We start from the raw sequence: 23,341 nt of genomic DNA, 5'->3' as shown, positions 1-23,341 counted from the left end.
CCCCGGCACCACACCCCGCCTTCCCCCGGGTTTGGGACGGGTTGACCCACTGTTTCGCGAATCGTGGGTCAACGCGTCCCAAACCGGCCAGAGCAAACCAAACCCCCACACGCAGACCACACCCGACCACCTGGCGTACGCCACCCCTCGAAAGGAACCACCATGTCCACGCGCCCTCTCATCCCGGCTCTCGCCGTCCTGGGAATCGCCCTTGCCGGCTGCTCCTCCTCCGGTCAGGCCGCGACCCCGGCCCAGCCCACCGCTGACCTGGTCAGCTCGGTGAAGGTCGACGACGCGGCCCGCAAACTCCTGCCGGAGACGGTGCAGAAGTCCGACGTCATCACCCTCGGCACCACGCAGGCGGTCGGCACCTCAGGCCTGCCCCACGCGGGCGTCGACGCGAACGGCAAGGAGATCGGCCTGTCGGTCGATCTGCGCGATGCTGTCGCCAAGAAACTCGGCGTCACCTTCAAGGAGGAGTTCGGGACCTTCGCCTCGATCATCCCGGGGGTGCAGAACGGCAAGTACCAGGCGGGCCAGGCCAACTTCGGCGTGACCAAGGCCCGCAGCCAGGTCGTCGACTTCGCGACCTACCTCAACGACGGCCAGGCGTTCCTCGGCCGCAAGGACCTGAAGGTCGACAAGGTCTCGCAGATCACGGATCTGTGCGGTCTGAAGCTCGCGACGTCGCCCGGCACAACCTTCCAGAAGCAGTTGGAGGCCCACGCCGGCGACTGCGCCAAGGCCGGCAAGCCCAACTGGAACGTGCAGTATTTCGCCGACACCGCACCGATCTACCTGGGTCTGCAGAACGGCAAGGTCGATGTGTTCTTCGGCCCGGCCGTCACGTTGAAGTACCAGGCGACGAAGATCCCGAACACCAAGTTCCTCGGGACGTTCTCCACGACGCCGGTCGGTTTTGCCACGGCCAAGGGATCGCCGATCGCGCCAGCCCTCGTCAGCGCTGTCAACTCGCTGATCAAGGACGGCACCTACGGCAAGATCCTGGCCAAGTGGAAGGTCCCGGACAACGCGATCACGACCTCGCAGTTGAATCCGCCGGCTCCGTTCTGATCTTTTGGAACGGGATTCACCCGGAAACGCTGTTCCCAGGTGAATCCCGTTCCAAAAGTCGGTCACGGTGGGGGCGCACGAAGACGCCGCACGTAGGCCAGATCACGCCTGCCCGCATGCCCTTAGGGAAGTGATGCCCAGCCAGCCACGGCAGGATGGACCTATGCGCGACACGCCCACAGCGACGTACCGGCTACAACTACACCGCGACTTCACCTTCGCCCACGCCGCCGAGCAGGTGCCCTACCTGCAGGAATTGGGTGTCTCCCACCTGTATCTGTCCCCGATCCTGACCGCCATGCCCGGCTCGATGCACGGGTACGACGTGGTGAACCACTCCGCGATCAACCCTGAGTTGGGCGGCCGGGAAGGTTTCGAGGCTCTGGTGCGGGCGGCGCACGAGCACGACCTCGGGATCATCGTGGACGTGGTGCCCAACCACATGGCCTTTGCAGCGCCCGAGAACCTCAACCACCAACTGTGGCAAGTGCTCCGGGACGGTCAGGACGCAGCAACGGCCGAGTGGTTCGACATCGACTGGGCGGCCGGGGACGGCAAGCTCGGTATCCCCGTCCTGGGTGAAACCCTCGAAAAAGTCCTGGCCGCAGGCGAACTCACCATTGATTCAACCGGTGACGAGCCGGTACTGCGGTACTACGACCACGTCTGGCCGCTCGCGCCCGGCACCGTCAGCGACGACGTCGCCGCAACCGTCGCACAGCAGCACTACCGGCTAGCCAGCTGGCACGAGAAGGACCAGGTGCTCAACTACCGGCGGTTCTTCGAGGTCGATGAGTTGATCGCCGTCCGCGTCGAGATACCCGAGGTGTTCGATGCGACCCACGCGCTGCTGCTGGACCTGCACAAGGAAGGCCTGATCGACGGTTTCCGGATCGATCACCCCGACGGCCTGGCCGACCCCGTTGGCTACCTGGAACGCCTCACCGACGGCACCGAGAGAGGGACGCCGATCTGGGTCGAGAAGATCCTGGAGGGCACCGAGCAGTTGCCCTCGAACTGGCCGTGCGCCGGCACGACGGGGTACGACGTCCTGGGCCTGATCGACACCGCCCTGATCGACGAGGCGAGCGCCGAGGTCATCGAGAACGAGTGGGTGGCCTCCGGTGGCGAGCCCGACTACGAGACCGCGGTGGCCGCTGCGAAGCGGCAGGTCGTCACACAGTCCTTCGGTCCAGAGGTCGAACGCCTCACCCGCCGGGCCACGGAGGCGTTGCCCGATCACGACCCCGACCGGCTCCGCGAGGCAATCACCGAACTCGTGGTGGCCGGTGAGGTCTACCGCGCGTACGCGAAACCCGAGACCCGGTTGAGCGAGCACGCCCGGGCCCGGCTCAGCAAGGCGTTCGTCACCGCTGCCGAGTCGCGACCCGATCTGGGTGCGGAGTTGACCGCCCTGGTGCCGTTGACCGTCTTTGCCGACGACGACCAGGCAGCAACGGATTTCGGCATCCGGTTGCAACAGACGTGGGGCCCGGTAATGGCCAAGGGCATTGAGGACACGACGTTCTACCGCTGGAACCCCTTCGTCGCGCTCAATGAGGTCGGTGGCGATCCGACGCGGTTCGCGACCGCCGGCCCGGAGCGACTGGTGGTCTGGTCCATCACCCGACCGGACACCTGGCCGCGCACGATGACGACGTTGTCCACGCACGACACGAAACGATCAGAGGACGTGCGTGCGCGACTGGTCGCTGTCGGCGGTGACCCCGACGCCTGGTCCCGGATCAGTGCGGCCGCGCGGAAGGAATCGGACAAGGCCGACCTCGATGCGGACACCGGGCACTTCGTCTGGCAGACCGTTCTCGGCGTGGGCCCCATCGACGATGACCGCCTCACCGAGTACCTCACCAAGGCCCTGCGGGAAGCCAAGCTGCACTCCACGTGGACCGCGCCTGACGAGGAGTACGAAGCGAAAGTCATTGCCCTGGCGAAGAAGTTCCGGGACTCCGGCGCAACCCACGACGCGATCGAGGATGCTCTGGCCGCGAATGCGGAAGCCATCCGGGCCTGCGTGCTAGGCGCCCGGACCCTGGAACTGACCATCCCGGGGATCCCCGACACCTACCAGGGCTGCGAGGCAGTCAACCTCAGCCTGGTCGACCCGGACAACCGCAGACCGGTCGACTATGGGGCCCACGCCCGGGCGCTGATCAGTGACACCGCCTGGGGAAGTGATCTCAGCGCCGACAAGACGCACCTGGTCGGGCGGCTGCTGGATCTGCGCAAGCGACTGGCTGGTGTCTTCGACGGCGGGTTTCAACCGGTGAAGACCGGCAACGACCACCTGATTGCGTTCACCCGGGGAAACGCATCGCGACTTCGATTGCCCGGCAGTGGATCTCGTGATGCAGTCTTGGTACTGGTGACCCGTGCACCAGCCCGCCTCGCGCGCGACGGTGGCTGGGCGGACACCGAGGTGAAACTGCCCGACGGACCGTGGCGGGATGTGTTGACCGGGGTCGAGATCGCTGGCGGTACCACGACGGTCGGTGAGGTACTCGAGAAGCTGCCGGTCGCCGTACTGGAGAAGGTCTCGTGAAGTTCGAGGTCTGGGCACCCAAGGCCTCCGATGTCGACCTGGCGCTGGGCGAGCAGCGGATCCGGTTGACCGCGGCCGAGCAGGGCTGGTTCACCGGCGACGCGGACGCGGTGGTCGGCGACCGCTACGGCTACGTGCTGCACACCGACGACGGCGAGTCCAAGGTGCTGCCCGACCCGCGCTCGCTGTCCCAGCCCGACGGCCCCGACGAACGATCGGCGGTTGTCGATCTGGGTGAATACGACTGGCAGGACGGCGAATACACCATTCCACCGCTGCGGGGAGGTGTCATCTACGAGATGCACGTCGGCACGTTCACCCCGGATGGCACCTTCGCGAGTGCCATCGACCGGCTGGACTACCTCGCCGACCTCGGCGTGACCGTTGTGGAGATCATGCCGGTGGCCGCCTTCCCGGGCAGCCGCGGCTGGGGGTATGACGGCGTCTGCCCGTACGCCGTGTTCGAGCCCTACGGTGGGGCCGCAGGTTTGCAGCGGTTCGTCGATGCGTGTCATCAGCGCGGCCTCGCAGTGTGTCTGGATGTCGTCTACAACCATCTCGGTCCGAGCGGCAACTACCTGCCCAGCTACGGGCCGTACTTCACGGATGCCTATAAGACACCGTGGGGTTCAGCGGTGAACCTGGACGGACCGGGCAGCGACCACGTGCGGCGGTACTTCCTGGACAACGCCATGATGTGGTTGCGCGATTTCCACATCGACGCGTTGCGTCTGGACGCCGTGCACGCGCTGTTGGACAGTCGCGCTCTGCCGTTCCTGGAGCAACTCGCGGCCGAGGTGGTCATGTTGGCCACCGCCTCGGGGCGCGAACTGACGTTGATCGCGGAATCCGACCGCAACGACCCCGGCACGGTCTCGGCGCGCAACGTCGGCGGCCTCGGCATGGATGCACAGTGGGCCGACGACGTCCACCACGCTCTGCACGTGCGACTCACCGGCGAAACCGGCGGCTACTACGGCGATTTCGCCAACCCGGACGCGCTGCCCAAGGTGCTACGCACGCCGTTCTTCCACGACGGCACCTACTCAACCTTCCGGGAGCGCCACCACGGCCGACCGGTCGACCCGGCGACGGCGCCGGGGTGGCGGTTCGTGGCGTCGCTGCAGACCCATGACCAGGTGGGCAACCGCGCCACCGGCGACCGACTGGCGCAACTGGTGTCGGTCGGCCGCGTCGCCGCCGGCGCGGCCATCCTGCTCACCAGTCCCTACACCCCGATGCTCTTCATGGGTGAGGAGTGGGGCGCGACGACTCCCTGGCAGTACTTCACCGATCACCAGGATCCAGAGCTCGCCAAGGCGGTGTCGAAGGGCAGAAAGGCTGAATTCGCCTCGCACGGTTGGGGTTCGCAGGTCCCCGATCCGCAGGACGAGGCAACGTTCATCCGTTCCCGGCTCGACTGGTCGCAGCCGACGGGCGGCGATCACGCCCGGTTGCTGGACTGGTACCGCACGTTGATCACGCTGCGGCAGCAGATCACCGACCTGAGTGATGCCTCCCTCGGCACCGTTGCGACGACCATCGACGACGACCTCATCCGGATCCAGCGTGGTGCCCACCGGCTGGTGGTCAACCTGCGCAGCGAGAGTGTCCCGATCGGCCTCGGCCCTGGCGAGGTCGTCGTGGCTGCCTTCGACGCCGAACTCGACCGCACCACAGCCGGCTCCGACAAACCGGTCGTCAACGTCGATCCCGACGGCACCGTCCTGGTCGGTCCTGCGACTTCGTGATCAGGGATCGTTTCCGCGGGCAGATTTCCGGAGCCGGCAGCACCTCCGGAGTGCGGGTCGTCATCGGTCACTGGCCGCAATCGCCCTTCGGCAGCTTCACCGACGCAATGGTGGCCGATGCCACCGGGCACCGGACCCTCGTCGCGCCGACGCGGGACGTTGCCCAATACGTCTCCCAGACCTACGAATTCGACTCGGAAGTCGTCACCGACATCCGGTTCACGCCGAGCGCCGACACGTGGTCCTTCGAGAGCGACGAGCTGTCCGTCCGCCTCGGTATCGGTCGGCGCACGCTGCTCGGCGCGCTGCTGTGGCCGATCCCGCGGGCGGTGTCCGAGTCACCCGCGATGACGGTGCTGACCGATCCGATCGCACGAATCGTGCTGCGAGGAGTGCGGACCCGGGGGACGGCAGGGGGTGGGCGCCGCGAGTACTACGGGGCACACGACGTACGGGCCATCATCAGTCTGGCCGGCACCTGGCGCGGTCAGGACCTCGGCGCGCTCGCGCCGGTCGACCCGGCACCCGACTTCGGCTTCTCCAGTACGCCGCGCCGCCCGTCGCTCACGGACGTTACCTCGATCATCGATCGGCCGAGGGACGCCTCAGGTCGGCAGGGTGTTTGATTTCTCAGCCGCTGTCGCGGCGGCGCCGGTGAGCGGCTGCAGGAACTCCGACCAGCCCCCCGGTGGCTTCGTGCCGAACGGCAGTGTGCGCAGCCTCGCCAGGATCGCGGGATCCTGCAGGTCGAGGTAGTCCGCCAACTGGCGGAACGACACGATGTGCGTGTCCGGCCTCTTCGCCACCTCGTGCATGACCTCTTCGACGGCATCCATGTAGATCCCGGCGTTCCACGTCTCGAAGTGGTTGCCGATGATCAGCGGCGCCCGGTTGGAGTTGTAGACGCGGTTGAAGCCAGCCATATAGGAGGCGACCGCTTCCTTCTTCCAGGTGGCGTGCATCGACGACGGACCCTGCGTGACCTTGGACTGGTTGTACATCAGGTTGTAGTCCATGGACAGCACCGAGCGGCTGCCGTGCCCCGCGAACGGGATCGACTGCAGGTCGACCGACCACAGGTTGCGGACCTTCTTGGGCCACATCTGCACTCCGTTGGCGCTGGAGTCGTAACGCCAGCCCAACTGCGAGGCCGCGATGCGCAGGTTCGCGCTGCCCTGCAGACAGGGAGCGCGGCTCCCGACGAGTTCCTTCTCGTAGTCGAAGGGCAGCGCGGGCAGGTCGGTGAAACCGGTGTTGGTCTTCCAGTTCTGCACGAAGGACTTCGCCTGGGCGATCTCGTCCTTCCACTGCTCGGGCGTCCAGGAGCCGACCCCTTTGGGATCGCAGAAGTGCCCGTTGAAGTGGGTCCCGATCTCGTGGCCCTCATGCCACGCCTGACCGATCCCACGGATGGTCTCGTGGACCGAGTGATCGTCGAAGTAGCCGATGGCCGAGGCGCCCACTGGTTTGTTCGGTGGATGGTAGAGCGATTTCTTGGCCGACGGAAGGAACCACAGCCCGGTGAGGAAGAGCGTCATCGACGCCCCGGTCTCCTTGGCGATTCCCCGGAACCGGTCGAGCAGCATCTTGCCCTTGAGGTTGCCCGCGCCGTCCCAGGAGATGACGACCAGTTGCGGCGGGGTGTCCCCCGGCTGGAGTTTCTGCCAGGTCGGCTGGTGCGGTTGCGGTCCGGTGTCGGAGGTGGATCCGTCACCGATGAGTGGCGACGGCTTCGCATCGGAGGGGCTCGCGGTGGCGGCCACGAGGCGCGCCCGCGGCGGTGCACCGTTGCCGTTACTGCAGGCCGCCAACGAGGCAGCAGCGCCTGCTGCGAGACCTCCGCCTACTACGGCGCGTCGTCCGATGTCTGCCATACCGTTCGTCCCATCGAGCTGTGCGACGGCCCCCGAGGCCGGTCAACTCCTGCAGCGTTCACGCTATGACGCCGCGCTGAACACTCTCTGCAAGCAACCTTGCGTGTCGCCGGGTTCGCTATCGGCCCGCCGAGAGTGCCCGCCTGGAGTACCCGCCTAGAGTGGGCATATGCCCGATTTGAGCGCTACCAACCCCGTGGTCCGCAACGCGATCAGTGCCCTGACAGCCGGCGCGATCACCCTTGTCTCCCCCGCGCGCGTCCCTCGTGCGGCCCGGCGTGGTGTCTCGTTGGCCCGCACCGCGACCTCGTTGGCCGCGCTGGTGAGCGACCGGATGCCCGGCGTCGTGGACAACAAGCTGCCGCCGCGTGCCGCCGCCGCGGTGGGTCGGGCGCAGACCGCAGCACCGTTCGCAGGAGCGACGGCCACCGGGTTCGCACTCGTCAGCTCGGGCCTGGCCCTCAAAGCCGACCAGAAGGTGCAGACGCTCCTGGAGAAGCGCGGTGTGCGCCAGCCGCGGCTGGTGATGGCGCTCGGTGTCGTGGCCATCGTGTTCACCGTCAACACCCTGCGACCCAAGATCCAGGCCGCGATCGCCGAGCGGGCGCGCGGCATGGTGCCGTCGCCGAACCCGCCGGCCGGGACGAACGTGACGGTTACGTCTGCAGATGGTGCCAGCTGAGCAGTAGCGCGGCGACCAGGAAAACCACCGAACCGATCGGCGCGAAGATCCGCCCCGCCCCCGCGATGGCGTCGGCGACGGGCACGCTGGCGCCGCGTTCGAGGACCTTCATCGCAGCCGACCGCTGCCACCGGAACCGGGCCGGCGCAAGGGACACAGCCAACGGCACGTAGGTCGCAATGACGAGCACGCACAACGGGATTCGCAGCCAGAACCATCGATTCCACTGCTCCGCGAAGACCGCCAGCACCAGGATCGCGAGCGCCGCGACCAGGGCGGCGACCTGGGTGACAACGACGGCTCGCCGGCCCCGCTGGGGGTCACCGTTCGCCCGCCGGATCAACCACTCGACGTACGTCGAGGCGGTGCGGCGCCGGACCCACCACACCAGGGCGGCGCCCAGCGCCAACGCCAGCGGGACCAACCAGAACCTCATCGCGTGCACCCTACCCATCGGCGTCGGCGGCGGTGGCAGGGTTGGGCTGTGACCACCCCGGACGGACTGGAACCTCTCGACGCGTTGCGCCGCATCGCTTTCCTGATGGAGCGCGGCCGGAAGGGCACCTACCGGATCAAGGCCTTCCGCAAAGCGGCAGACACGGTCGCCGGGCTCGACCCGGCAGAGCTCGACGCGGCGTACGAGCAGGGTCGGCTGGAGGATCTGCCCGGTATCGGCCCGGCCACGGCGTCGGTGATCCAGCAGACGATGGCCGGGCAGACCCCGGACTACCTGGCCAAGCTGGAGGCTGAGTCGCCCGAACACCTGGCTGAGGGAGGGCAGGAGTTGCGGGCGGCGCTGCGCGGGGACTGCCACTGCCACTCGGACTGGAGCGACGGCGGCTCACCCATCCAGGAGATGGTGGCCACTGCCATCGAACTGGGCCATGAGTATCTGGTGCTGACCGACCACTCGCCGCGGCTGCGGGTGGCCAACGGGCTGTCCGCCGAGCGCCTGACCCAGCAACTCGGTGTCATCGACACGATCAATGCGCACGTCGACGGCTTCCGGCTGCTGCCCGGCATCGAGGTCGACATCCTCGACGACGGCTCGCTGGACCAGAGCGAGGCGATGCTGGACCGGTTGGCGGTCCGGGTCGCCTCAGTGCACTCGAAGTTGGCGATGGACAAGGCACCGATGACCCGGCGCATGGTCGCCGCGGTCAGCAACCCGCGGGTCAACATCCTGGGCCACTGCACCGGCCGCCTCGTAGAGGGCGACCGCGGCAAGCGCAAGCAGTCCACGTTCGATGCTCGCGCCGTCTTCGAGGCGTGCCTGGAGCACGACACGGCGGTTGAGATCAACTCCCGCCCGGAGCGCCAGGATCCGCCCGACGATCTGCTGACCATGGCGCTGGAGATGGGCTGCTTGTTCTCCATCGACAGCGACGCGCACGCCCCGGGACAGCTGGACTTCCAGGAGTACGGATGCGCCCGTGCGCAGGCTCTCGGCGTGCCCGCCGAACGCATCATCGACACCTGGCCGCTGGAGGATTTGCTGGCGTGGGCTAACCGTTTTGGTGGTTAGGCCGCGCCTCGCCTATAGTTGCGGAGTCCTCGACGGAACCGGGCTTAGGCACCTGCGGTGCGGGACCTGTCGGACAGGTCCCCATCGTCTAGAGGCCTAGGACACCGCCCTTTCACGGCGGCAGCACGGGTTCGAATCCCGTTGGGGATACGCAAGGCAACTTGCAGGTCTTGTCACATCAAGGCCCCGTAGCGCAGTTGGTTAGCGCGCCGCCCTGTCACGGCGGAGGTCGCGGGTTCGAGTCCCGTCGGGGTCGCTTTTCATACCCACTCGTGGGTGTGAAGTTCGGCCAGATAGCTCAGTTGGTAGAGCGAGCGACTGAAAATCGCTAGGTCGGCGGTTCGACCCCGTCTCTGGCCACAGATGGCTTCATTCCGCGGCGAGTTGCGGCAGCACCCCACCGCCCTTTGCATCGTCGCCGGGGCGGTGCTTCTTTTCGTGCTCCTGGTGATCCAGGTCCGCACCAACACCGGACTGGTCCGGTGGGACGCCCGCATCGAGGATGCGGCCGACGACGCACGCACTCCCACGCTGACCACGGTCGCGCACGCCGTGACCCAGCTGGGCCGGGTAGGCGTCGTGATCGTCCTCGCCAGCTGCGTGGGCGCGGTGATGGCGCTCCGCCGCGACTACCTCGGGCCGGTTGCGCTGGCAACAAGTCTGGGGTTGACCGGCCTGACCGTCGTGATCGTCAAGAATTTGGTACGCCGATCGCGGCCTCCCGTGGCCGAGATGCTGGGCGCCCCGCCCAACTCGTTCTCCTTCCCCTCCGGCCACACCGCGGGATCAGCGGTCTTCCTCGGGGTTCTGTCTCTGCTGCTCCTGCGGACGGTCCAGCAGCGGCTCGCCAGGGCGGCGATCGTCACCGGTGCCGTCGTCCTGGCGCTTGGCGTCGGCTGGTCGCGGGTCTACCTGGGATTCCACTGGACGACCGACGTGCTCGGCGGCTGGCTGCTGGCGACCGCCGTCCTGACGGTGACGGCGGTCGCACTCAGAAGCTCGCGGTTAGGCAGGCGTCTTGCGGAACGGCGCTAGCAGCGTCGGCACCAAGTGCTTGCGCTGCACCACCGCAACCGCGAGCGCGATCACCAGGTAGATCACGGACAGGATCAACCGGCCCTGGGTGCCGGTCACCGCGAACTGCACCACGAACAAACCAAGCAAGGTCCACGCTGCCCAGCGGTGGAACCGCAGCCCCAACAGGATCGAGATGCCCATCAGGGTCTGCGCGGCCGTCAGGAAGACTTCCTCGATCTGCCGGTTGTCCAGCACCAGCGCCGCCTGACCGCCACCGGCCATGTACGCGATCGGCAACGAACCGATCAGCAACGTCCACTGGTTGATCTTGGAGGAGATCAGCGTGGCGATGGCCGCCGTACCCTTGCCGCGCCACGCGAACAGCACCGCGATGATGAACTCCGGCGCCTCGGACGCCAGCGGCGCCAGCCACTGCACCAACAGGAACTCATCGATCCCGAACTCCTTGCCCGAGGCAACCAGCGACTCGGCGAACGGCTCCGCGCAGGCGAGGATCACGACCGCGGCGAAGATGAACAGCGCGACCACGGTGATGCGACGCGGACGCTGCGACAAACCACCGATCGCGGCGGCCGTGCCGATCAGGTCCGGCTCCTCCGCCTCACCCCGGGTCAGCTTGTACATGTAGAAGCCGAACCACGCGATCAGGGCGATACCCAGCACCAGGTGGATCTGCCCGGTGATCGGGATGATGAAGGCCACGATGCCGGCGACCAGCAGGAAGCCCAGCTCCATCCGGTTGCCGGCCTCCAGCGCCAATTCGCGCACCGGACGGTCGGACACCCGGTTCGCGACGTAGAGCGAGACCAGCACCACGAGCGGCCAACCCAGCCCGAGCAGGAGCCGGTTGGACCCGGTCATGTTCGCCGCGGCGTACTGCACATATTCCGGGTTGGACCCGGCCGTGTACGCGTAGTAGAGGTCCACGGCGTACTCGGGTAGGACGGCGATGAGGGCGAGTACGGCGATCGCCAGCCCCCCGGAGACGTCCACCTGCGCGGCCTCCGCGGCCCAGGCCAATACGAAGGAGGCCGCCACGACGGCGGCACCGAAGATGAGCAGTTGGATCCACGGGACGGGGTGGGCGGAACTGAGCCGCAGCACGATGGCGGGTACGGCGATGACGCCGGCAATCAGCAGAGAGCGGATCAGGACCCGCACTCCGGGCGGTGATGGCGAAGTGGTTGTCATGCGGCTTCCTCGTCAGGGCCGAGGACCACGGAGCAGACCTCGGCCAGGGCATTCTGGCCGAAGGTCTCGCCCACCGCAGATGCGGCGAACTGGCCGGGCGCATGGCGCCAGTATGTCGACCAGCTCTGTCATCTGGAGATGACCGGGCTACTCCCCTTCGCAGTGCACGAGGCTAGCAGCGCCGCTGGATCAGTGGCGAATCGTCGTCGGCGGTCGCCCGCTTGGACCTACTCTCGGACAATGGCTGTGACAACCCAGATTGTGCACTCGGGACTGGGCGCACCGGAGTCGTTGCGCTGGCATGACGACGCGCTCTGGTTCGTGGACATGGTCAGCGACGGTGGGGTGTGGCGCAAACCCCTCGACGGCGACGCCGAGTACATCACCAGCATCCCGGGCCGGGTCAGCGGGATCGATTGGCTGCCGGACGGGCGTCTGCTCGCGGTTTCCATGGACGAGCGGGTCATCTATCGCCTTGAGGCCGACGGCAGTCTGGTCTGGCACGCCGACCTGAGCGACATCGCAACCGGCGACGCCAACGACCTCTACGTCGATCCGCTCGGCCGCGCCTACGTGGGCAACTTCGGGTTCGACCTGCATGCATCCCGCAAGAAGCAGTCCAACTCGATGCTCTATGCACCGCCCGGGCCACCGAGCACGCCCCTGGCGATCGTCGACGCCGATGGACACCTGATCGGCACGACCGAACCACTGCTCTTTCCCAACGGCATGGTTGTGCTGGGCGACGGCCGCACCCTCGTTGTCGCCGAGACCCTCGGGATGCGTCTGACCGCCTTCACCATCGCCGACGACGGGACACTCACCGACCGGCGCATCTGGGCGAGCCTCATCCCGGCACCGTTGTGGTCGGCATTGAACAACCCCGGCCCCCTCGGTCGGGCCACGCGGCGGATATCCGCCGCGGTCGACGTACCCGCCCTTGCCAAGTTCTCCAACACCCAGATCGCCCCCGACGGCATCGGCCTGGATCCCGACGGGCAGACCATCTGGGTGGCCAACCCGCTGCGCAACGAATGCGCCCGGGTCGGTGAGGGCGGCAAGATCCTGCAGCGGGTCCGCACCCGGCAACCGGCCCTGACCTGCGTGGTCGGGGGCGCTGACCGCGACATTCTCTTCATCGGGACCACACCCGACTACGACCCCGACAAAGCCCTCGCTGCCAAAGCAGGTCTCATCGAGTCAATCCGACTCGCGTAGCCGACCCGGCGCTGCACCACGATTGGGCAGCTGCACGCCGCACCCCGGATACTGGGCCCATGCTTCGCACTGCCGCGACCCGCTGCCTGCTCGCCCTGATTGCCCTGCTGGTCCTGCCCGTGACGCTGTTCGTGGGCGCACCGTCAGCGAGCGCCCACGACCGCCTCGTGTCGAGCAATCCCGCGGACGGCAGCACGGTTGCCTTCCCGAAGCAGATCACCCTGACGTTCAACGAGTCGGTGGCCTCAGTGGGTGCGGTGATCGTGGTGAAGAACGGCGATCAGGAGTGGCAGAACGGCGTTCCGAAGGTCGATGGCCGCACCGTCACCCAGGAAGTGCGCACCGGTCCGGCGGGGAGTTACACCGTGGCGTGGCGGGTCACGTCAGCAGACGGTCATCCGATCAGCGGCCAGTTCTCCTTCACCGGGACCACGCCGAGCACCTCGACGAGCAGCAGCGCCAGCACCACCACCAGCGGCACCGTCGCGGGCCTGCCCGGTGCGGTCACGTCACCCGGTCTGCCCACCCAGCAGAAGCCGACCGATGGCACCAACAACGCGCCGTTCCTCATCTTTCTGGGTGGCTTGGGCGTGTTGATCGCCATCGGCGTGCTGCTGGCTGTCGGCCGACGTCACCTGAAAGACGACGAACCGGCTGCGTGACACTCCGGTGTTGATTCGCCCGACCGGTTCGGGAAACCTGTGGCATCTGAGGTACCGTTGGCCCCACGACAAATGCCCAGGATCCCGGGACCCCGGACATCGCACGTGTCTGACTGGTCTGCCCAGTTCAGCACTTGCGACGACCGGCAGCCCGGCACACAAGACATGAGGGGGTCTCGCCATGGGGCGCGGCCGGGCCAAAGCCAAGCAGACCAAGGTTGCACGGGAGCTGAAGTATTTCTCCCCCGACACCGACCTCAACGCACTCGAGCGGGAGCTTCGCCATGCGAACCCGCACGAGCCGGAGGCCGTCGCTGCCAACGAGCAGGACGACGGCGATGAGTACGACGACTACGCCGACTGGGCAGCGCGTCACTGATTCTTTTTCCACCTTTTTGACGTCGTAGCGACGCGGATCTTGCGATCCAACGTCGTGACGACGTCAAAAAGGTTGGGTAATCAGTGGCGGTAGGCGCCGATGAGTTGGGCGCCGCCCGCGTCCACGCCTTTGGCGCCGCGCACGACCGGTGCCGCGAGCTCGTCGACCTGTTCGTCGGAGACGATCCGGCCCATCGGCCAGGCGTCGATTCCCAGTGATCGCAGTACGTCGATCGCGGCCTGCGCGTGTGCCTCCGGCAAGACGGCGGTGAAGCCCACGCCCATGTTGAGCGTGCCCTCCAAGTCCAGTTGCGGCACCCGACCGGCCTGACCGATCACGGTGAACACTGCTGGTGGCGCCCACGTGCTGCGGTCAACCACTGCGGTGACACCCTGCGGAAGCACCCGGGCGATGTTGGCGGCGAGGCCACCGCCGGTGATGTGCGACAACGCGTGGATGTCGGTGCCGTCGGTGCGGATCAGCGTCAGCAGGTCGGCGGCATATACCTTCGTGGGGGTCAGCAGGGCTGTTCCCAGAGTCCCCAGCTCGGCCACCTCGGTGTCCCAGCCCCAACCCTGGGAGGCGACCACTCGGCGTACCAGCGAGAAGCCGTTGGAGTGCAGGCCGGACGAGGCAAGACCCAGGACCACGTCACCGACCTGGACGCGATCGGGCGTCAACAGGTCTGCGCGCTCGACGACGCCGGTCGCAGCGCCGGCCACGTCGTACTCGTCGGGCTCCAACAAGCCGGGGTGTTCAGCAGTTTCACCGCCGATCAGCGCCACATTCGCCTGCGCGCACGCGGCCGCGATCCCGGACACAATGGCCGCGATCCGCTCCGGGACGACCTTGCCGGTCGCGATGTAGTCGGTCATGAAGAGCGGTTCCGCGCCGCACACCACGATGTCGTCGACCACCATGCCGACCAGGTCGAAGCCGATGGTGTCGTGCTTGTCGATGGCCTGGGCAATGGCGACCTTGGTGCCGACTCCGTCGGTGGAGGTGGCCAGGATCGGGTGCGCCATCCGGGCGATCGCCGAGGCGTCGAAGAGCCCAGCGAATCCACCCAGTCCGCCCAGCACCTCGGGCCGTTGCGCCGTGCGGATGGAGGCCTTCATCAACTCGACGGCCTTGTCACCGGCGTGGACGTCGACGCCCGCCTCGGCGTACGTGATCGGGGTATCGCTCATGACAGATCAGGTTAGGGGTGCAGGAGGGCGCCTTCGCCACCGCCACTGACGCCCAAGCCCACACCGTCCGCGTCGACCGTGTAATCGATGGACTGGTCGTGCCCGGTGCGGACCTCGATCGGCAGCGTCTCCAGGACGTGCTTGCCGATCAATCCGTCCTCGGGCAGCGTGATCGGGTACTCACCGGTGAAGCACGCCGAGCACAGCTGACTGGCCGGCTGCTCGGTGGCGGCGATCATCCCCTCCTCGGAGATGTAGCCCAACGAGTCTGCGCCGATCGAAGCCCGGATCTCTTCTACCCCAAGGCCGTTCGCGATCAACTCCGCTCGAGTTGCGAAGTCGATGCCGTAGAAACACGGCCACCGCACCGGGGGTGAGGAGATGCGCACGTGCACTTCCAGTGCGCCGGCCTCGCGCAACATCCGCACCTGGGCGCGTTGGGTGTTGCCGCGCACGATCGAGTCGTCGATCACGACGACCCGCTTGCCGCGAATCGTGTGTTCAAGCGGGTTCAGCTTCAGCCGGATGCCCAACTGGCGGAGCGTCTGCGACGGCTGGATGAAGGTGCGTCCGACGTAGGCATTCTTGACGAAACCCTGCCCGAACGGGATGCCGGACTCCTGCGCGTAACCCGTCGCGGCTGGCACACCGGACTCGGGTACGCCGATCACCAGGTCCGCGTCGACCGGGTGCTCGCGTGCCAGCTCGCGGCCCATTTCGACCCGCGCCTCGTGGACAACTCGTCCGCGGATCACGGCGTCCGGCCTTGCGAGATAGACGTATTCGAAGACACAACCCTTCGGGGTCGGCTGCGCAAACTTGTGGCTGCGCAGACCGTTCTCGTCGATGGCGATCAGCTCACCCGGCTCGACCTCCCGGATAACGCTGGCACCGATGGTCTGCAGGGCAGCGGTCTCAGAGGCGACCACCCAACCCCGCTCGAGCCGGCCCAGCGCGAGGGGACGCACGCCGTACGCGTCACGGGCGGCGTAAAGGGTGCGCTCGTTCATGAAAACGAAGCAGAAGGCGCCGCGCAGCTTCGGCAGCAACTCCATCGCGGCGTCTTCCAGACTGCGATCAGGGTCGGCGGCCAGCAGCGTGGTCACCAGTGCGGTGTCCGAAGTGTTGCCGCGGGCAAGTTCACCGCGGATCTCCCGGCCGATGTGCAACTCATCGACCATCTCGCGTAGTTCGACCGTGTTGATCAGGTTGCCGTTGTGCGCCAACGCGACCGTGCCCTGGTCGGAGCCCCCGAGGGTGGGCTGGGCGTTCTCCCAGGTGCTGCCGCCGGTTGTCGAATAACGGGTGTGCCCGATGGCCAGGTGGCCCTTCATCGAACCGAGCGCCGACTCGTCGAAGACCTGCGAGACCAGACCCATGTCCTTGTAGACCAGGATGCTGTGCCCGTCGCTGGTCGCAATGCCCGCCGACTCCTGGCCGCGATGCTGCAGGGCATAGAGCCCGAAGTAGGTCAGTTTGGCGACATCCTCGCCAGGGGCCCAGACTCCGAAGACCCCGCAGGCATCCTGCGGACCCTTCTCGCCGGGGATCAGATCGTGCGTCAGTTTGCCGTCACCACGCGCCACTGCCCTATTTTCTCACGTTTCCGGGGTGGTTCGCGCCGTCCAGCACGTGATGTCGGTCAGGTGCCCGATCGACGTACGCCGATTGGTTGCCTCACGCACGCTCGCCTACCGTGGGTCGGGTGAACACCCCACCCGAGCGTCGCAAGGTCTATCGGAGCCCGAACATCGTCGCGTTCCTGGTGACCGGGGCCGTGATCGGGATCATCCTCGGCGCGATCATCGGTGCTTCTGGGGACAGCGGCAACTACACGGACTGGTCAGCGATCGGCTATCTGTCAGTCGTCTTCGGCTCGTTGGGTGCGCTGCTCGGCGGAGTGGCCGCCGTCGCCGCCGACTGGTGGGCGCATCGCTGACCTGCGGTTACTCCCTCACGCCTGGCGCAGGATTGCTGCAGTCGCTCGCCATCGGTACGGGATTGCCGTGATCGCCCGTGATTACCAGCAATCGCGCGCCAATCGTGGTGTGCCTGCGCGATCGCGTGCCAGTCGTCCTCGTGGCTACTGCGTAGTACGCAACGATTGTCTCCTACTAGGGTGACGAGCAGATCTGGCCGCAGTAGAAGGTGACTCTCGTGAAGTGGATCGTCCTCGCGCTCATCATCGTGGTGCTCGCCCTCGTGCTCTATGCCCTCATGCGCGATCCGAAGAAGGGAAAGGGCGGATCTGTCGGAATCCACGGGGTCGATGCCGAGAACAAGATCGGTGTCGAAGAAGCACCTGCCGCTGTCGAAGAGGTCGCCGCCACCGAGGTCGAGCCCGCTGCGCCGACACAGAAGTCGCAGACTGCCGAACCGAAGGCCGAGGTGGAGAAACCTGCTGCCGCGGCAGCTGCTGTCGCTCAGACTGAGTCGGCTCCGCCGGCAACCGATGACTGGGATGCCGAACCTGCTCCTGCTCCCGCAGCCGACGACTGGGATGCCGAACCGCCCGCTGTTGACGCTGCTCCTGCAGCCGCCGCGAGTGATGACTGGGACGCCGAACCGGCACCTGTCCCCGCGGCGAGCGATGACTGGGATGCTCCGCCACCAGCGGTCGACTCCACGCCAGCAGCGGCAGCACCCGCCGCCAGCAGCGGAGACGACTGGGACGCACCCCCACCACCGGTCGACTCCACGCCAGCAGCGGCAGCACCCGCCGCCAACAGCGGAGACGACTGGGACGCACCCCCACCGCCCGTTGACTCCACGCCAGCAGCGGCAGCACCCGCCGCCAGCAGCGGAGACGACTGGGACGCACCCCCGCCACCCGTTGACTCCACGCCAGCAGCGGCAGCACCCGCCGCCAGCAGCGGCGATGACTGGGACGCACCCCCACCGTCGTTGGACGACGCACCGGCGACGCCCGAGCCTGAACAAGCACCCGCGCCGGCCGCAGCCTCAGGTGGCGACGACTGGGGCACCCCACCCCCGCCGCTCGACGACGCACCGGCAGCCACGGCCACACCCGAACCCGAACCCGAGCCGGCACCAGAACCTGAGCCCGAACCGGCACCAGCGCCAGCCGCAACCTCAGGCGGCGACGACTGGGCCACTCCACCGCCGCCGCTCGACGACGCACCGGCGGCCGCGGCCACACCCGAACCCGAGCCGGCACCAGAACCTGAGCCGGCACCAGAACCCGAGCCGGCACCAGAACCTGAGCCGGCGCCAGAACAGCAACCAGAACCGGTGGCCGCAGCACCCGACGGCTTCGAGCCAGGGCCGTTCGGTGCGACCAGCGTCATGCCGGCCGACGACGGATCCGGACCAGAGGGCTGGGTCAAGGGCAACGGCGACACGATGCGCTTCATCGGACCTGACCACGCGGCGTACGCCGACACGGAGGCAGAGGTCTACTTCGCGGATGAGCAGTCCGCGAGCGCTGCCGGCTTCCGACCCTGGTCGTAACCGGACTGGTCAGTCCGTATCCGACTCGCGCCATCGACGCACGATGTCGGGTAGCTCGGCGCGTAGGAAGGCAAAGAACCGGGCCGTCTCGGTCAGTCGCTGCGCGGCATCCCGCTCGGCGACGGCCGCCCCGTCATCGAGGATGCTCTCCAGGGCGCGAAGTTCCCCGTCCTGGTGGGCCACTGCCTCCATCCACGCGTCGGGCCGAACCTCGTAGACGATCTGCCGATCACTGCGCCGGGTGACGTCGACCAGATTCAGCGTCCGCAACATCTTGGCGCCGTTGGAGATCGCCGACGGCCCGACCTCCAGCAGTTCGGCCAGCTCGGTGGCCGTGGCCGACCCGCTGGGCGAGACCATCAGACTGGCGAAGATGCGCGCCGACATCCGTGGCCAACCCGATCGCGCCAGGACATCGGCGAACCGGTCGATAAACCGCTGAGCGGGTGCAACCATGAGCCCTCCTTCGCCCGATCACCGCCAACCTATCTGACCTTCATTTAATTCACGTATTTCGTGTAACGTGCGAAGTGTGGTCATTGAGATGCGCAACGTCACGAAGTCATTCGGGTCGACCCGGGCCCTTGACGGGATGGATCTGAGCGTTCGACCCGGCGAAGTGCACGGCCTGCTGGGTCCGAACGGCGCAGGGAAGTCCACCGCGATCCGCATCCTGCTCGGCCTCTTGAAGGTCGACGGGGGATCGGTGCGCGTGCTCGGTCAGGATCCCTGGTCGGCAGGGCCAGCGCTGCGGGGACGTTGGTCCTACGTTCCCGGCGACGTCAACCTGTGGCCGAATCTCACCGGTGGCGAGATCATCGATCTACTGATCCGCGTCTCCGCCGACACCTCACCAGACGTCTCTTCCGACCGCGACGACCTCATCGAACGCTTCGACCTGGACCCCTCCCGGAAGGCCCGCAGCTATTCGAAAGGCAACCGCCAGAAGGTCGCCCTGATCGCTGCGTTCAGTACCTCGCCCGACCTGCTGATTCTTGACGAGCCCACCTCCGGCCTGGACCCCTTGATGGAGGAGGTCTTCAAGGACTGCGTGCGCCACGCCCGTGACCATGGGGCGACGGTGCTGCTGTCCAGCCACATCCTGTCCGAGGCCGAACAACTGTGTGACAGGGTCAGCGTCGTCCGTGCCGGGCGCGTCATCGACACCGGGACCTTGGCGCAGTTGCGCGGGCACGACACCACCGTGGTGTCCGCCCAGTTGCGAGAGGAGCCGGTCGGCATCGAGCGCCTCGACGGCGTGAGCCATGTGCGCCAGGACGGCCGGACCGTCGAGCTGACGACCACCGAATTCGACGCCCTGATGAGCAGCCTGGCGGCCTACGGGATCGAGACGCTGACGGTGACTCCCCCGACCCTCGAAGACCTGTTCCTGCACTACTACCAGCGCGACGATCACCCGGCGGCCAGCGCCCGCAGCGAGGTCTCGTCGTGACTGCACTCGCCGCTCTCCGACCGGTGCTCAACCTCACCGTGCGCCGCGAACGCTTCCGCAGCAGCGCGTGGTACCTCACCGCCGGTGCCGTGCTCAGCGGAATCGCGGCCGGCATCGCCAAGACCTACCCCACACTGACCAGTCGTGCGGAGCTTGCTCGGTCCGTCAACGCCAGCAGCGGCGAGCGATTCGTCATCGGGCCGATCCACGGCACGGACATCGGCAACGTTGCGTCCTGGCGGCTGCTCGGGGTCGCATCCCTCGCGATGGGCGTCGCGTCCGCGCTCACGGTTGTGCGCAACACCCGGACGGCCGAGGAGGACGGCACCAGGGAATTGCTGGCTCCGGGCGCAGGGCGCGCCGCGCCGTTGGTCAGTGCGCTCACCGTCGCCGGCACCGGGTCGCTCGGGGCGGGCCTGGTCACGGCGACCGGCATGGCGGGCGTGGGTGGGGACAGGATCGGATCCCTTCTCACAGGAGCCCAGGTCGCGTCGTTCGGACTCGTGTCAGCGGCAGTCAGCGCTCTGGCCGCACAACTGGTCCGTAGCCCCCGCGGGGCCACGGCGTGCTCCATCGGCGCGACCGCCGCGTTCTTCTGCGTCCGCGGAGCCGGTGACGTGCTCGGTGGGCGGGGCGCGTGGATCTCCCCGTTCGGCTGGATCACCGCCGTTCAACCCTTCGCCGCCAGGAACCCCGTCATGTTCCTTCCCGTCCTCGCCCTGACCGGGACGCTGGCCGGCTGCGCGCTGGCGATCAGCGCACGCCGCGACCTCGGCGCCGCTCTGGTCGGTGATCGATCAGGCCCGACGTACGCCGATCCGCACCTGCGCGGGCCCGTGTCCCTCGGGTGGCAGACCACCCGCGCCGCGACCCTGGGCTGGTCCGTGACGGGCGCTGCCCTGGGGGTTCTCATCGGAGCCCTGGCATCGACGGTCGATGATCAAGCCCATCTCGAGCTCGGCTCGGGCGGCTCGGGCCTGCTGGCGATGACGCTGTATCTCGCCCCGCTGGCGGCGGCCCTGCTGGGGGTCCAGATCGCCCTACGCCTGCGCGATGAGGTGACGTCGGGTCGCGCCGAACACCTCCTCGCCCGACCGGTGTCGCGAGCCCGCTGGCTGCTGTCCTATCCCGCAGCCGGTGGTGTCGCGAGCACTGTGCTCCTCCTGGCCATCGGCGCCGGGATCGCCGTCGGCCAGCTGCCCGCCGGTCGATACGGCCCGTGGCAGTTAGTGGTCGCGAGCGTCGCGCGAACGCCCGCGGCGTGGGTGCTGATCGCCGTGACAACCCTTCTCCTGGCGACCGCGCCGCGGGCGGCCGCCCTGGTCAGCTACGCACTCATCGCCGGGTACGAGCTCCTGGAACTAGCGGTCGAATTCTCCGTGGTGCCCGCGGCTGCACTCCGAATCTCGCCGTTCGCGATGGTTCCGCAGCTGCCCGACGGCGACCACCATCCGCTCGCAACGGTAGTCATGCTGACTTTGACGGCGGCGCTCTGTGCGATCGCCGCGAGGGCGAGTCGCCATCTCAACGTCACCTGAAATGGTTGAAGAAAATTGTTTCCCCACTAATCACTGCGCAGCAAAATTATTGCCCCGATAACCCCATGGGCCGGCAATAACTTGCTTCGGTGTGAGAACGACCACTCACACCGGAGGAACCATGGACCTCACCCGTCGCACCGCCCTCACGACCGCCGCCGCCGCTGCAGCCACCGTCGCCACCGCAGGTCTCAGCCCGGCCGAGGCCACGCACCGACCACGCGGCCAGCGGCTGATCCCGCAGCCGAAACCCGGCACTGTCAGCACCGATCCGCACACCCCCAAGCGCGACTTCCGCGCCTTATGGGTCGCGACGGTCGCCAACATCGACTGGCCGTCCAAGCCGGGGCTGACCAGAGAGCAGCAGCAGAGTGAACTGCGTGCCTGGCTCGACCTCGCGCAACAGCAACGGCACAATGCGGTGATCCTGCAGGTGCGACCGACCGCGGACGCGTTCTGGCCGTCCCGCTTCGAGCCGTGGTCGGCGTGGCTCACTGGCACGCAGGGCCAGAACCCGGGCTGGGACCCACTGGCTTTCGCGGTGACCGAGGCGCACGCCCGCAACCTGGAACTGCACGCCTGGTTCAACCCGTTCCGGGTCGCCATGACCGAGGACCCCAGCACGCTGATACCGAGCCACCCGGCCCGCCAGCATCCGGAATGGACCATCCCCTACGGCGGCAAGCTCTACTACAACCCGGGCATCCCGCAGGTCCGCCAGTTCTGCATCGACGCGATCATGGACGCCGTCCGGCGCTACGACATCGACGCGGTCCACTTCGACGACTACTTCTACCCCTACCCGGTGGCGGGCAAGACCTTCGACGACGAGGCGCAGTTCGCGCAGTACGGCGGCGGAAAGTCCCTGGCCGACTGGCGCCGCTCCAACATCAACGACCTCGTCTACGGCCTGAACAAGGCGATCAAGCGGGCCAAGCCCTGGGTGCAGTTCGGCGTCTCCCCCTTCGCCATCTGGCGCAACAAGGCGACCGACCCGCGCGGCTCGGACACGACCGCCGGCGCGCAGACCTACGACGACCTCTACGCCGACACGCGCCAGTGGGTCCTGGACCAACTCCTGGATTACATTGTGCCGCAGGTGTATTGGTCCATCGGGTTCACCGCTGCCGACTACGCCAAGGTCACCGACTGGTGGGCCGAGGTGACCAGCCACAGCCGCACGCACCTCTACATCGGGCAGGCCACCTACAAGGTCGGTGCGAACGCCGATCCGCACTGGAACGACCCTGGTGAGCTCAGCTCCCACCTGCAGTTCAACACCCAGTACCCGCAGGTTGAGGGCAACATCTACTTCTCCGCGAAGAGCGTGCGCGCCGATGCCCTCGGCGCGACCACCCTGCTCAACCAGACCTGGTACAGCAAGCCCGCGCTCACCCCGGCGACCCCGTGGCTGACCCGCCGTGCGCCGCGCCCGATCCGCAACCTGCGCGCCGAGGGCGGGCGCCTGACGTGGTTGGCCGGCTCAGGTGACACCTCGACGTACGCCGTGTATCGCGTTGCCGGCCGACCCGTCACCTCTGCCGATCTGGCCGACGCCCGCAATCTCGTGGCCACGGTCCGCTCCGCGGGCTGGGTGACCTGTTGGACCGATCCGGCTCCTGTGGCCGGTGCGACCTACGCCGTGAGCGCCCTGGATCGGTTGTCGAACGAGAGCGCCGCCCTCACCTCCTGAGGAAAGGTCACCGTCTGAGACGAGAGACACCCCGGTGTGAAG

Annotated in this window: 21 protein-coding genes and 3 tRNA genes; 18 read left to right on the top strand and 6 right to left on the bottom strand. The window is 67.4% G+C overall.

Annotation, left to right across the window (positions count from 1 at the left end; all coding sequences use genetic code 11):
- Positions 1 to 162 precede the first annotated feature (162 nt).
- The 4 genes from AZH51_RS16035 to AZH51_RS16020 all read left to right on the top strand — a co-directional run bounded on the left by AZH51_RS16035 (position 163) and on the right by AZH51_RS16020 (position 6,011).
- The gene (locus AZH51_RS16035; protein ID WP_291525851.1) at positions 163 to 1,074 is read left to right on the top strand and encodes a transporter substrate-binding domain-containing protein; all 912 of its coding nucleotides are present in this window, start codon (positions 163 to 165) and stop codon (positions 1,072 to 1,074) included.
- A gap of 163 nt (positions 1,075 to 1,237) precedes the next feature.
- Positions 1,238 to 3,634: a malto-oligosyltrehalose synthase gene (treY, locus tag AZH51_RS16030; RefSeq protein WP_291525850.1), complete on the top strand. Its 2,397-nt coding sequence runs from the start codon at positions 1,238 to 1,240 to the stop codon at positions 3,632 to 3,634.
- A complete protein-coding gene (gene treZ, locus AZH51_RS16025; RefSeq protein ID WP_291525849.1) occupies positions 3,631 to 5,385 on the top strand; it encodes a malto-oligosyltrehalose trehalohydrolase in 1,755 nt (584 codons plus the stop codon). The genes treY and treZ overlap by 4 nt, the downstream gene beginning before the upstream one ends.
- The gene (locus tag AZH51_RS16020; protein WP_291525848.1) at positions 5,382 to 6,011 is read left to right on the top strand and encodes a hypothetical protein; all 630 of its coding nucleotides are present in this window, start codon (positions 5,382 to 5,384) and stop codon (positions 6,009 to 6,011) included. Before treZ ends, AZH51_RS16020 begins: the two co-directional genes overlap by 4 nt.
- On the opposite strand, the gene AZH51_RS16015 is transcribed toward AZH51_RS16020, so the two are convergent.
- Positions 5,991 to 7,259, bottom strand: a complete 1,269-nt coding sequence (locus AZH51_RS16015) for a hypothetical protein (RefSeq protein ID WP_291525847.1) — start codon at positions 7,257 to 7,259, stop codon at positions 5,991 to 5,993. The genes AZH51_RS16020 and AZH51_RS16015 overlap by 21 nt on opposite strands.
- Positions 7,260 to 7,428: 169 nt before the next feature.
- On the opposite strand from AZH51_RS16015, the gene AZH51_RS16010 reads away from it, so the two are divergent.
- Complete coding sequence (locus AZH51_RS16010; protein WP_291525846.1) at positions 7,429 to 7,941, top strand: hypothetical protein; 513 nt, start codon at positions 7,429 to 7,431, stop codon at positions 7,939 to 7,941.
- Here AZH51_RS16010 and AZH51_RS16005 read toward each other — a convergent pair.
- Entirely contained in the window at positions 7,916 to 8,377 is a 462-nt protein-coding gene (locus AZH51_RS16005; RefSeq protein ID WP_291525845.1) for a hypothetical protein, read from the bottom strand. The genes AZH51_RS16010 and AZH51_RS16005 overlap by 26 nt on opposite strands.
- A gap of 66 nt (positions 8,378 to 8,443) precedes the next feature.
- Between AZH51_RS16005 and AZH51_RS16000 the strand changes: the two genes are divergently transcribed.
- The 5 genes from AZH51_RS16000 (at position 8,444) to AZH51_RS15980 (ending at position 10,501) form a co-directional block, all read left to right on the top strand.
- Positions 8,444 to 9,466 carry a PHP domain-containing protein gene (locus tag AZH51_RS16000; protein ID WP_291525859.1) on the top strand — a complete coding sequence of 341 codons (1,023 nt, stop codon included), beginning with the start codon at positions 8,444 to 8,446 and terminating at the stop codon, positions 9,464 to 9,466.
- Between the two features lie 77 nt (positions 9,467 to 9,543).
- Positions 9,544 to 9,616 (top strand) — tRNA-Glu (locus AZH51_RS15995).
- A 32-nt stretch (positions 9,617 to 9,648) separates the two neighbouring features.
- Positions 9,649 to 9,722: transfer RNA gene (locus tag AZH51_RS15990), tRNA-Asp, on the top strand.
- Positions 9,723 to 9,753: 31 nt separating this feature from the next.
- Positions 9,754 to 9,826, top strand: a tRNA-Phe gene (locus AZH51_RS15985).
- Between the two features lie 3 nt (positions 9,827 to 9,829).
- Entirely contained in the window at positions 9,830 to 10,501 is a 672-nt protein-coding gene (locus tag AZH51_RS15980) for a phosphatase PAP2 family protein (RefSeq protein WP_291525844.1), read from the top strand.
- Here AZH51_RS15980 and AZH51_RS15975 read toward each other — a convergent pair.
- Positions 10,472 to 11,695, bottom strand: a complete 1,224-nt coding sequence (locus AZH51_RS15975) for a sodium:proton exchanger (protein WP_291525843.1) — start codon at positions 11,693 to 11,695, stop codon at positions 10,472 to 10,474. The genes AZH51_RS15980 and AZH51_RS15975 overlap by 30 nt on opposite strands.
- A gap of 240 nt (positions 11,696 to 11,935) precedes the next feature.
- On the opposite strand from AZH51_RS15975, the gene AZH51_RS15970 reads away from it, so the two are divergent.
- From AZH51_RS15970 to AZH51_RS15960, 3 genes are all read left to right on the top strand, one after another.
- Entirely contained in the window at positions 11,936 to 12,913 is a 978-nt protein-coding gene (locus AZH51_RS15970) for an SMP-30/gluconolactonase/LRE family protein (protein WP_291525842.1), read from the top strand.
- Positions 12,914 to 12,972: 59 nt separating this feature from the next.
- On the top strand, positions 12,973 to 13,575 hold the full coding sequence (locus AZH51_RS15965) for a copper resistance CopC family protein (protein WP_291525841.1): 603 nt from the start codon (positions 12,973 to 12,975) through the stop codon (positions 13,573 to 13,575).
- Between the two features lie 181 nt (positions 13,576 to 13,756).
- Positions 13,757 to 13,954 carry a DUF3073 domain-containing protein gene (locus tag AZH51_RS15960; protein ID WP_291525840.1) on the top strand — a complete coding sequence of 66 codons (198 nt, stop codon included), beginning with the start codon at positions 13,757 to 13,759 and terminating at the stop codon, positions 13,952 to 13,954.
- An 80-nt stretch (positions 13,955 to 14,034) separates the two neighbouring features.
- On the opposite strand, the gene purM is transcribed toward AZH51_RS15960, so the two are convergent.
- Positions 14,035 to 15,144 (bottom strand): phosphoribosylformylglycinamidine cyclo-ligase, encoded by a 1,110-nt coding sequence (gene purM, locus AZH51_RS15955; RefSeq protein WP_291525839.1) that lies wholly within the window; start codon positions 15,142 to 15,144, stop codon positions 14,035 to 14,037.
- 11 nt (positions 15,145 to 15,155) lie between these two features.
- On the bottom strand, positions 15,156 to 16,730 hold the full coding sequence (gene purF / locus AZH51_RS15950) for an amidophosphoribosyltransferase (RefSeq protein WP_291525838.1): 1,575 nt from the start codon (positions 16,728 to 16,730) through the stop codon (positions 15,156 to 15,158).
- 119 nt (positions 16,731 to 16,849) lie between these two features.
- Between purF and AZH51_RS15945 the strand changes: the two genes are divergently transcribed.
- Together AZH51_RS15945 and AZH51_RS15940 are read left to right on the top strand one after the other, a co-directional pair.
- A complete protein-coding gene (locus tag AZH51_RS15945) occupies positions 16,850 to 17,083 on the top strand; it encodes a hypothetical protein (protein WP_291525837.1) in 234 nt (77 codons plus the stop codon).
- Between the two features lie 218 nt (positions 17,084 to 17,301).
- Positions 17,302 to 18,615: a FeoB-associated Cys-rich membrane protein gene (locus AZH51_RS15940; protein ID WP_291525836.1), complete on the top strand. Its 1,314-nt coding sequence runs from the start codon at positions 17,302 to 17,304 to the stop codon at positions 18,613 to 18,615.
- A gap of 9 nt (positions 18,616 to 18,624) precedes the next feature.
- On the opposite strand, the gene AZH51_RS15935 is transcribed toward AZH51_RS15940, so the two are convergent.
- Positions 18,625 to 19,071 (bottom strand): hypothetical protein, encoded by a 447-nt coding sequence (locus tag AZH51_RS15935; RefSeq protein WP_291525835.1) that lies wholly within the window; start codon positions 19,069 to 19,071, stop codon positions 18,625 to 18,627.
- 76 nt (positions 19,072 to 19,147) lie between these two features.
- On the opposite strand from AZH51_RS15935, the gene AZH51_RS15930 reads away from it, so the two are divergent.
- From AZH51_RS15930 to AZH51_RS15920, 3 genes are all read left to right on the top strand, one after another.
- Positions 19,148 to 20,068, top strand: coding sequence for an ATP-binding cassette domain-containing protein (locus tag AZH51_RS15930; RefSeq protein ID WP_367188064.1), 921 nt, complete (start codon positions 19,148 to 19,150; stop codon positions 20,066 to 20,068).
- Positions 20,065 to 21,606, top strand: coding sequence for an ABC transporter permease (locus tag AZH51_RS15925; protein ID WP_291525833.1), 1,542 nt, complete (start codon positions 20,065 to 20,067; stop codon positions 21,604 to 21,606). The genes AZH51_RS15930 and AZH51_RS15925 overlap by 4 nt, the downstream gene beginning before the upstream one ends.
- Positions 21,607 to 21,727: 121 nt before the next feature.
- Positions 21,728 to 23,299 carry a family 10 glycosylhydrolase gene (locus AZH51_RS15920; protein ID WP_291525832.1) on the top strand — a complete coding sequence of 524 codons (1,572 nt, stop codon included), beginning with the start codon at positions 21,728 to 21,730 and terminating at the stop codon, positions 23,297 to 23,299.
- The last annotated feature ends 42 nt before the right edge of the window (positions 23,300 to 23,341 follow it).

The sequence above is a fragment of the Branchiibius sp. NY16-3462-2 genome (assembly GCF_001594145.1).
In the GTDB taxonomy this organism is placed as follows: domain Bacteria; phylum Actinomycetota; class Actinomycetes; order Actinomycetales; family Dermatophilaceae; genus Branchiibius.
Note: the sequence above shows the minus strand (reverse complement) of the source record. Positions and strands in the feature narration are given on the sequence as shown.

What these genes read in the sequence shown, in the direction of transcription:
- AZH51_RS16035 (WP_291525851.1), top strand. Translation starts at nt 163, where the DNA reads ATGTCCACGCGCCCTCTCATCCCGGCTCTCGCCGTCCTGGGAATCGCC.
- treY (WP_291525850.1), top strand. Translation starts at nt 1,238, where the DNA reads ATGCGCGACACGCCCACAGCGACGTACCGGCTACAACTACACCGCGAC.
- AZH51_RS16015 (WP_291525847.1), bottom strand. Translation starts at nt 7,259, where the DNA reads ATGGCAGACATCGGACGACGCGCCGTAGTAGGCGGAGGTCTCGCAGCA.
- AZH51_RS16010 (WP_291525846.1), top strand. Translation starts at nt 7,429, where the DNA reads ATGCCCGATTTGAGCGCTACCAACCCCGTGGTCCGCAACGCGATCAGT.
- AZH51_RS16005 (WP_291525845.1), bottom strand. Translation starts at nt 8,377, where the DNA reads ATGAGGTTCTGGTTGGTCCCGCTGGCGTTGGCGCTGGGCGCCGCCCTG.
- AZH51_RS15980 (WP_291525844.1), top strand. Translation starts at nt 9,830, where the DNA reads ATGGCTTCATTCCGCGGCGAGTTGCGGCAGCACCCCACCGCCCTTTGC.
- AZH51_RS15975 (WP_291525843.1), bottom strand. Translation starts at nt 11,695, where the DNA reads ATGACAACCACTTCGCCATCACCGCCCGGAGTGCGGGTCCTGATCCGC.
- AZH51_RS15970 (WP_291525842.1), top strand. Translation starts at nt 11,936, where the DNA reads ATGGCTGTGACAACCCAGATTGTGCACTCGGGACTGGGCGCACCGGAG.
- AZH51_RS15965 (WP_291525841.1), top strand. Translation starts at nt 12,973, where the DNA reads ATGCTTCGCACTGCCGCGACCCGCTGCCTGCTCGCCCTGATTGCCCTG.
- AZH51_RS15960 (WP_291525840.1), top strand. Translation starts at nt 13,757, where the DNA reads ATGGGGCGCGGCCGGGCCAAAGCCAAGCAGACCAAGGTTGCACGGGAG.
- purM (WP_291525839.1), bottom strand. Translation starts at nt 15,144, where the DNA reads ATGAGCGATACCCCGATCACGTACGCCGAGGCGGGCGTCGACGTCCAC.
- AZH51_RS15935 (WP_291525835.1), bottom strand. Translation starts at nt 19,071, where the DNA reads ATGGTTGCACCCGCTCAGCGGTTTATCGACCGGTTCGCCGATGTCCTG.
- AZH51_RS15920 (WP_291525832.1), top strand. Translation starts at nt 21,728, where the DNA reads ATGGACCTCACCCGTCGCACCGCCCTCACGACCGCCGCCGCCGCTGCA.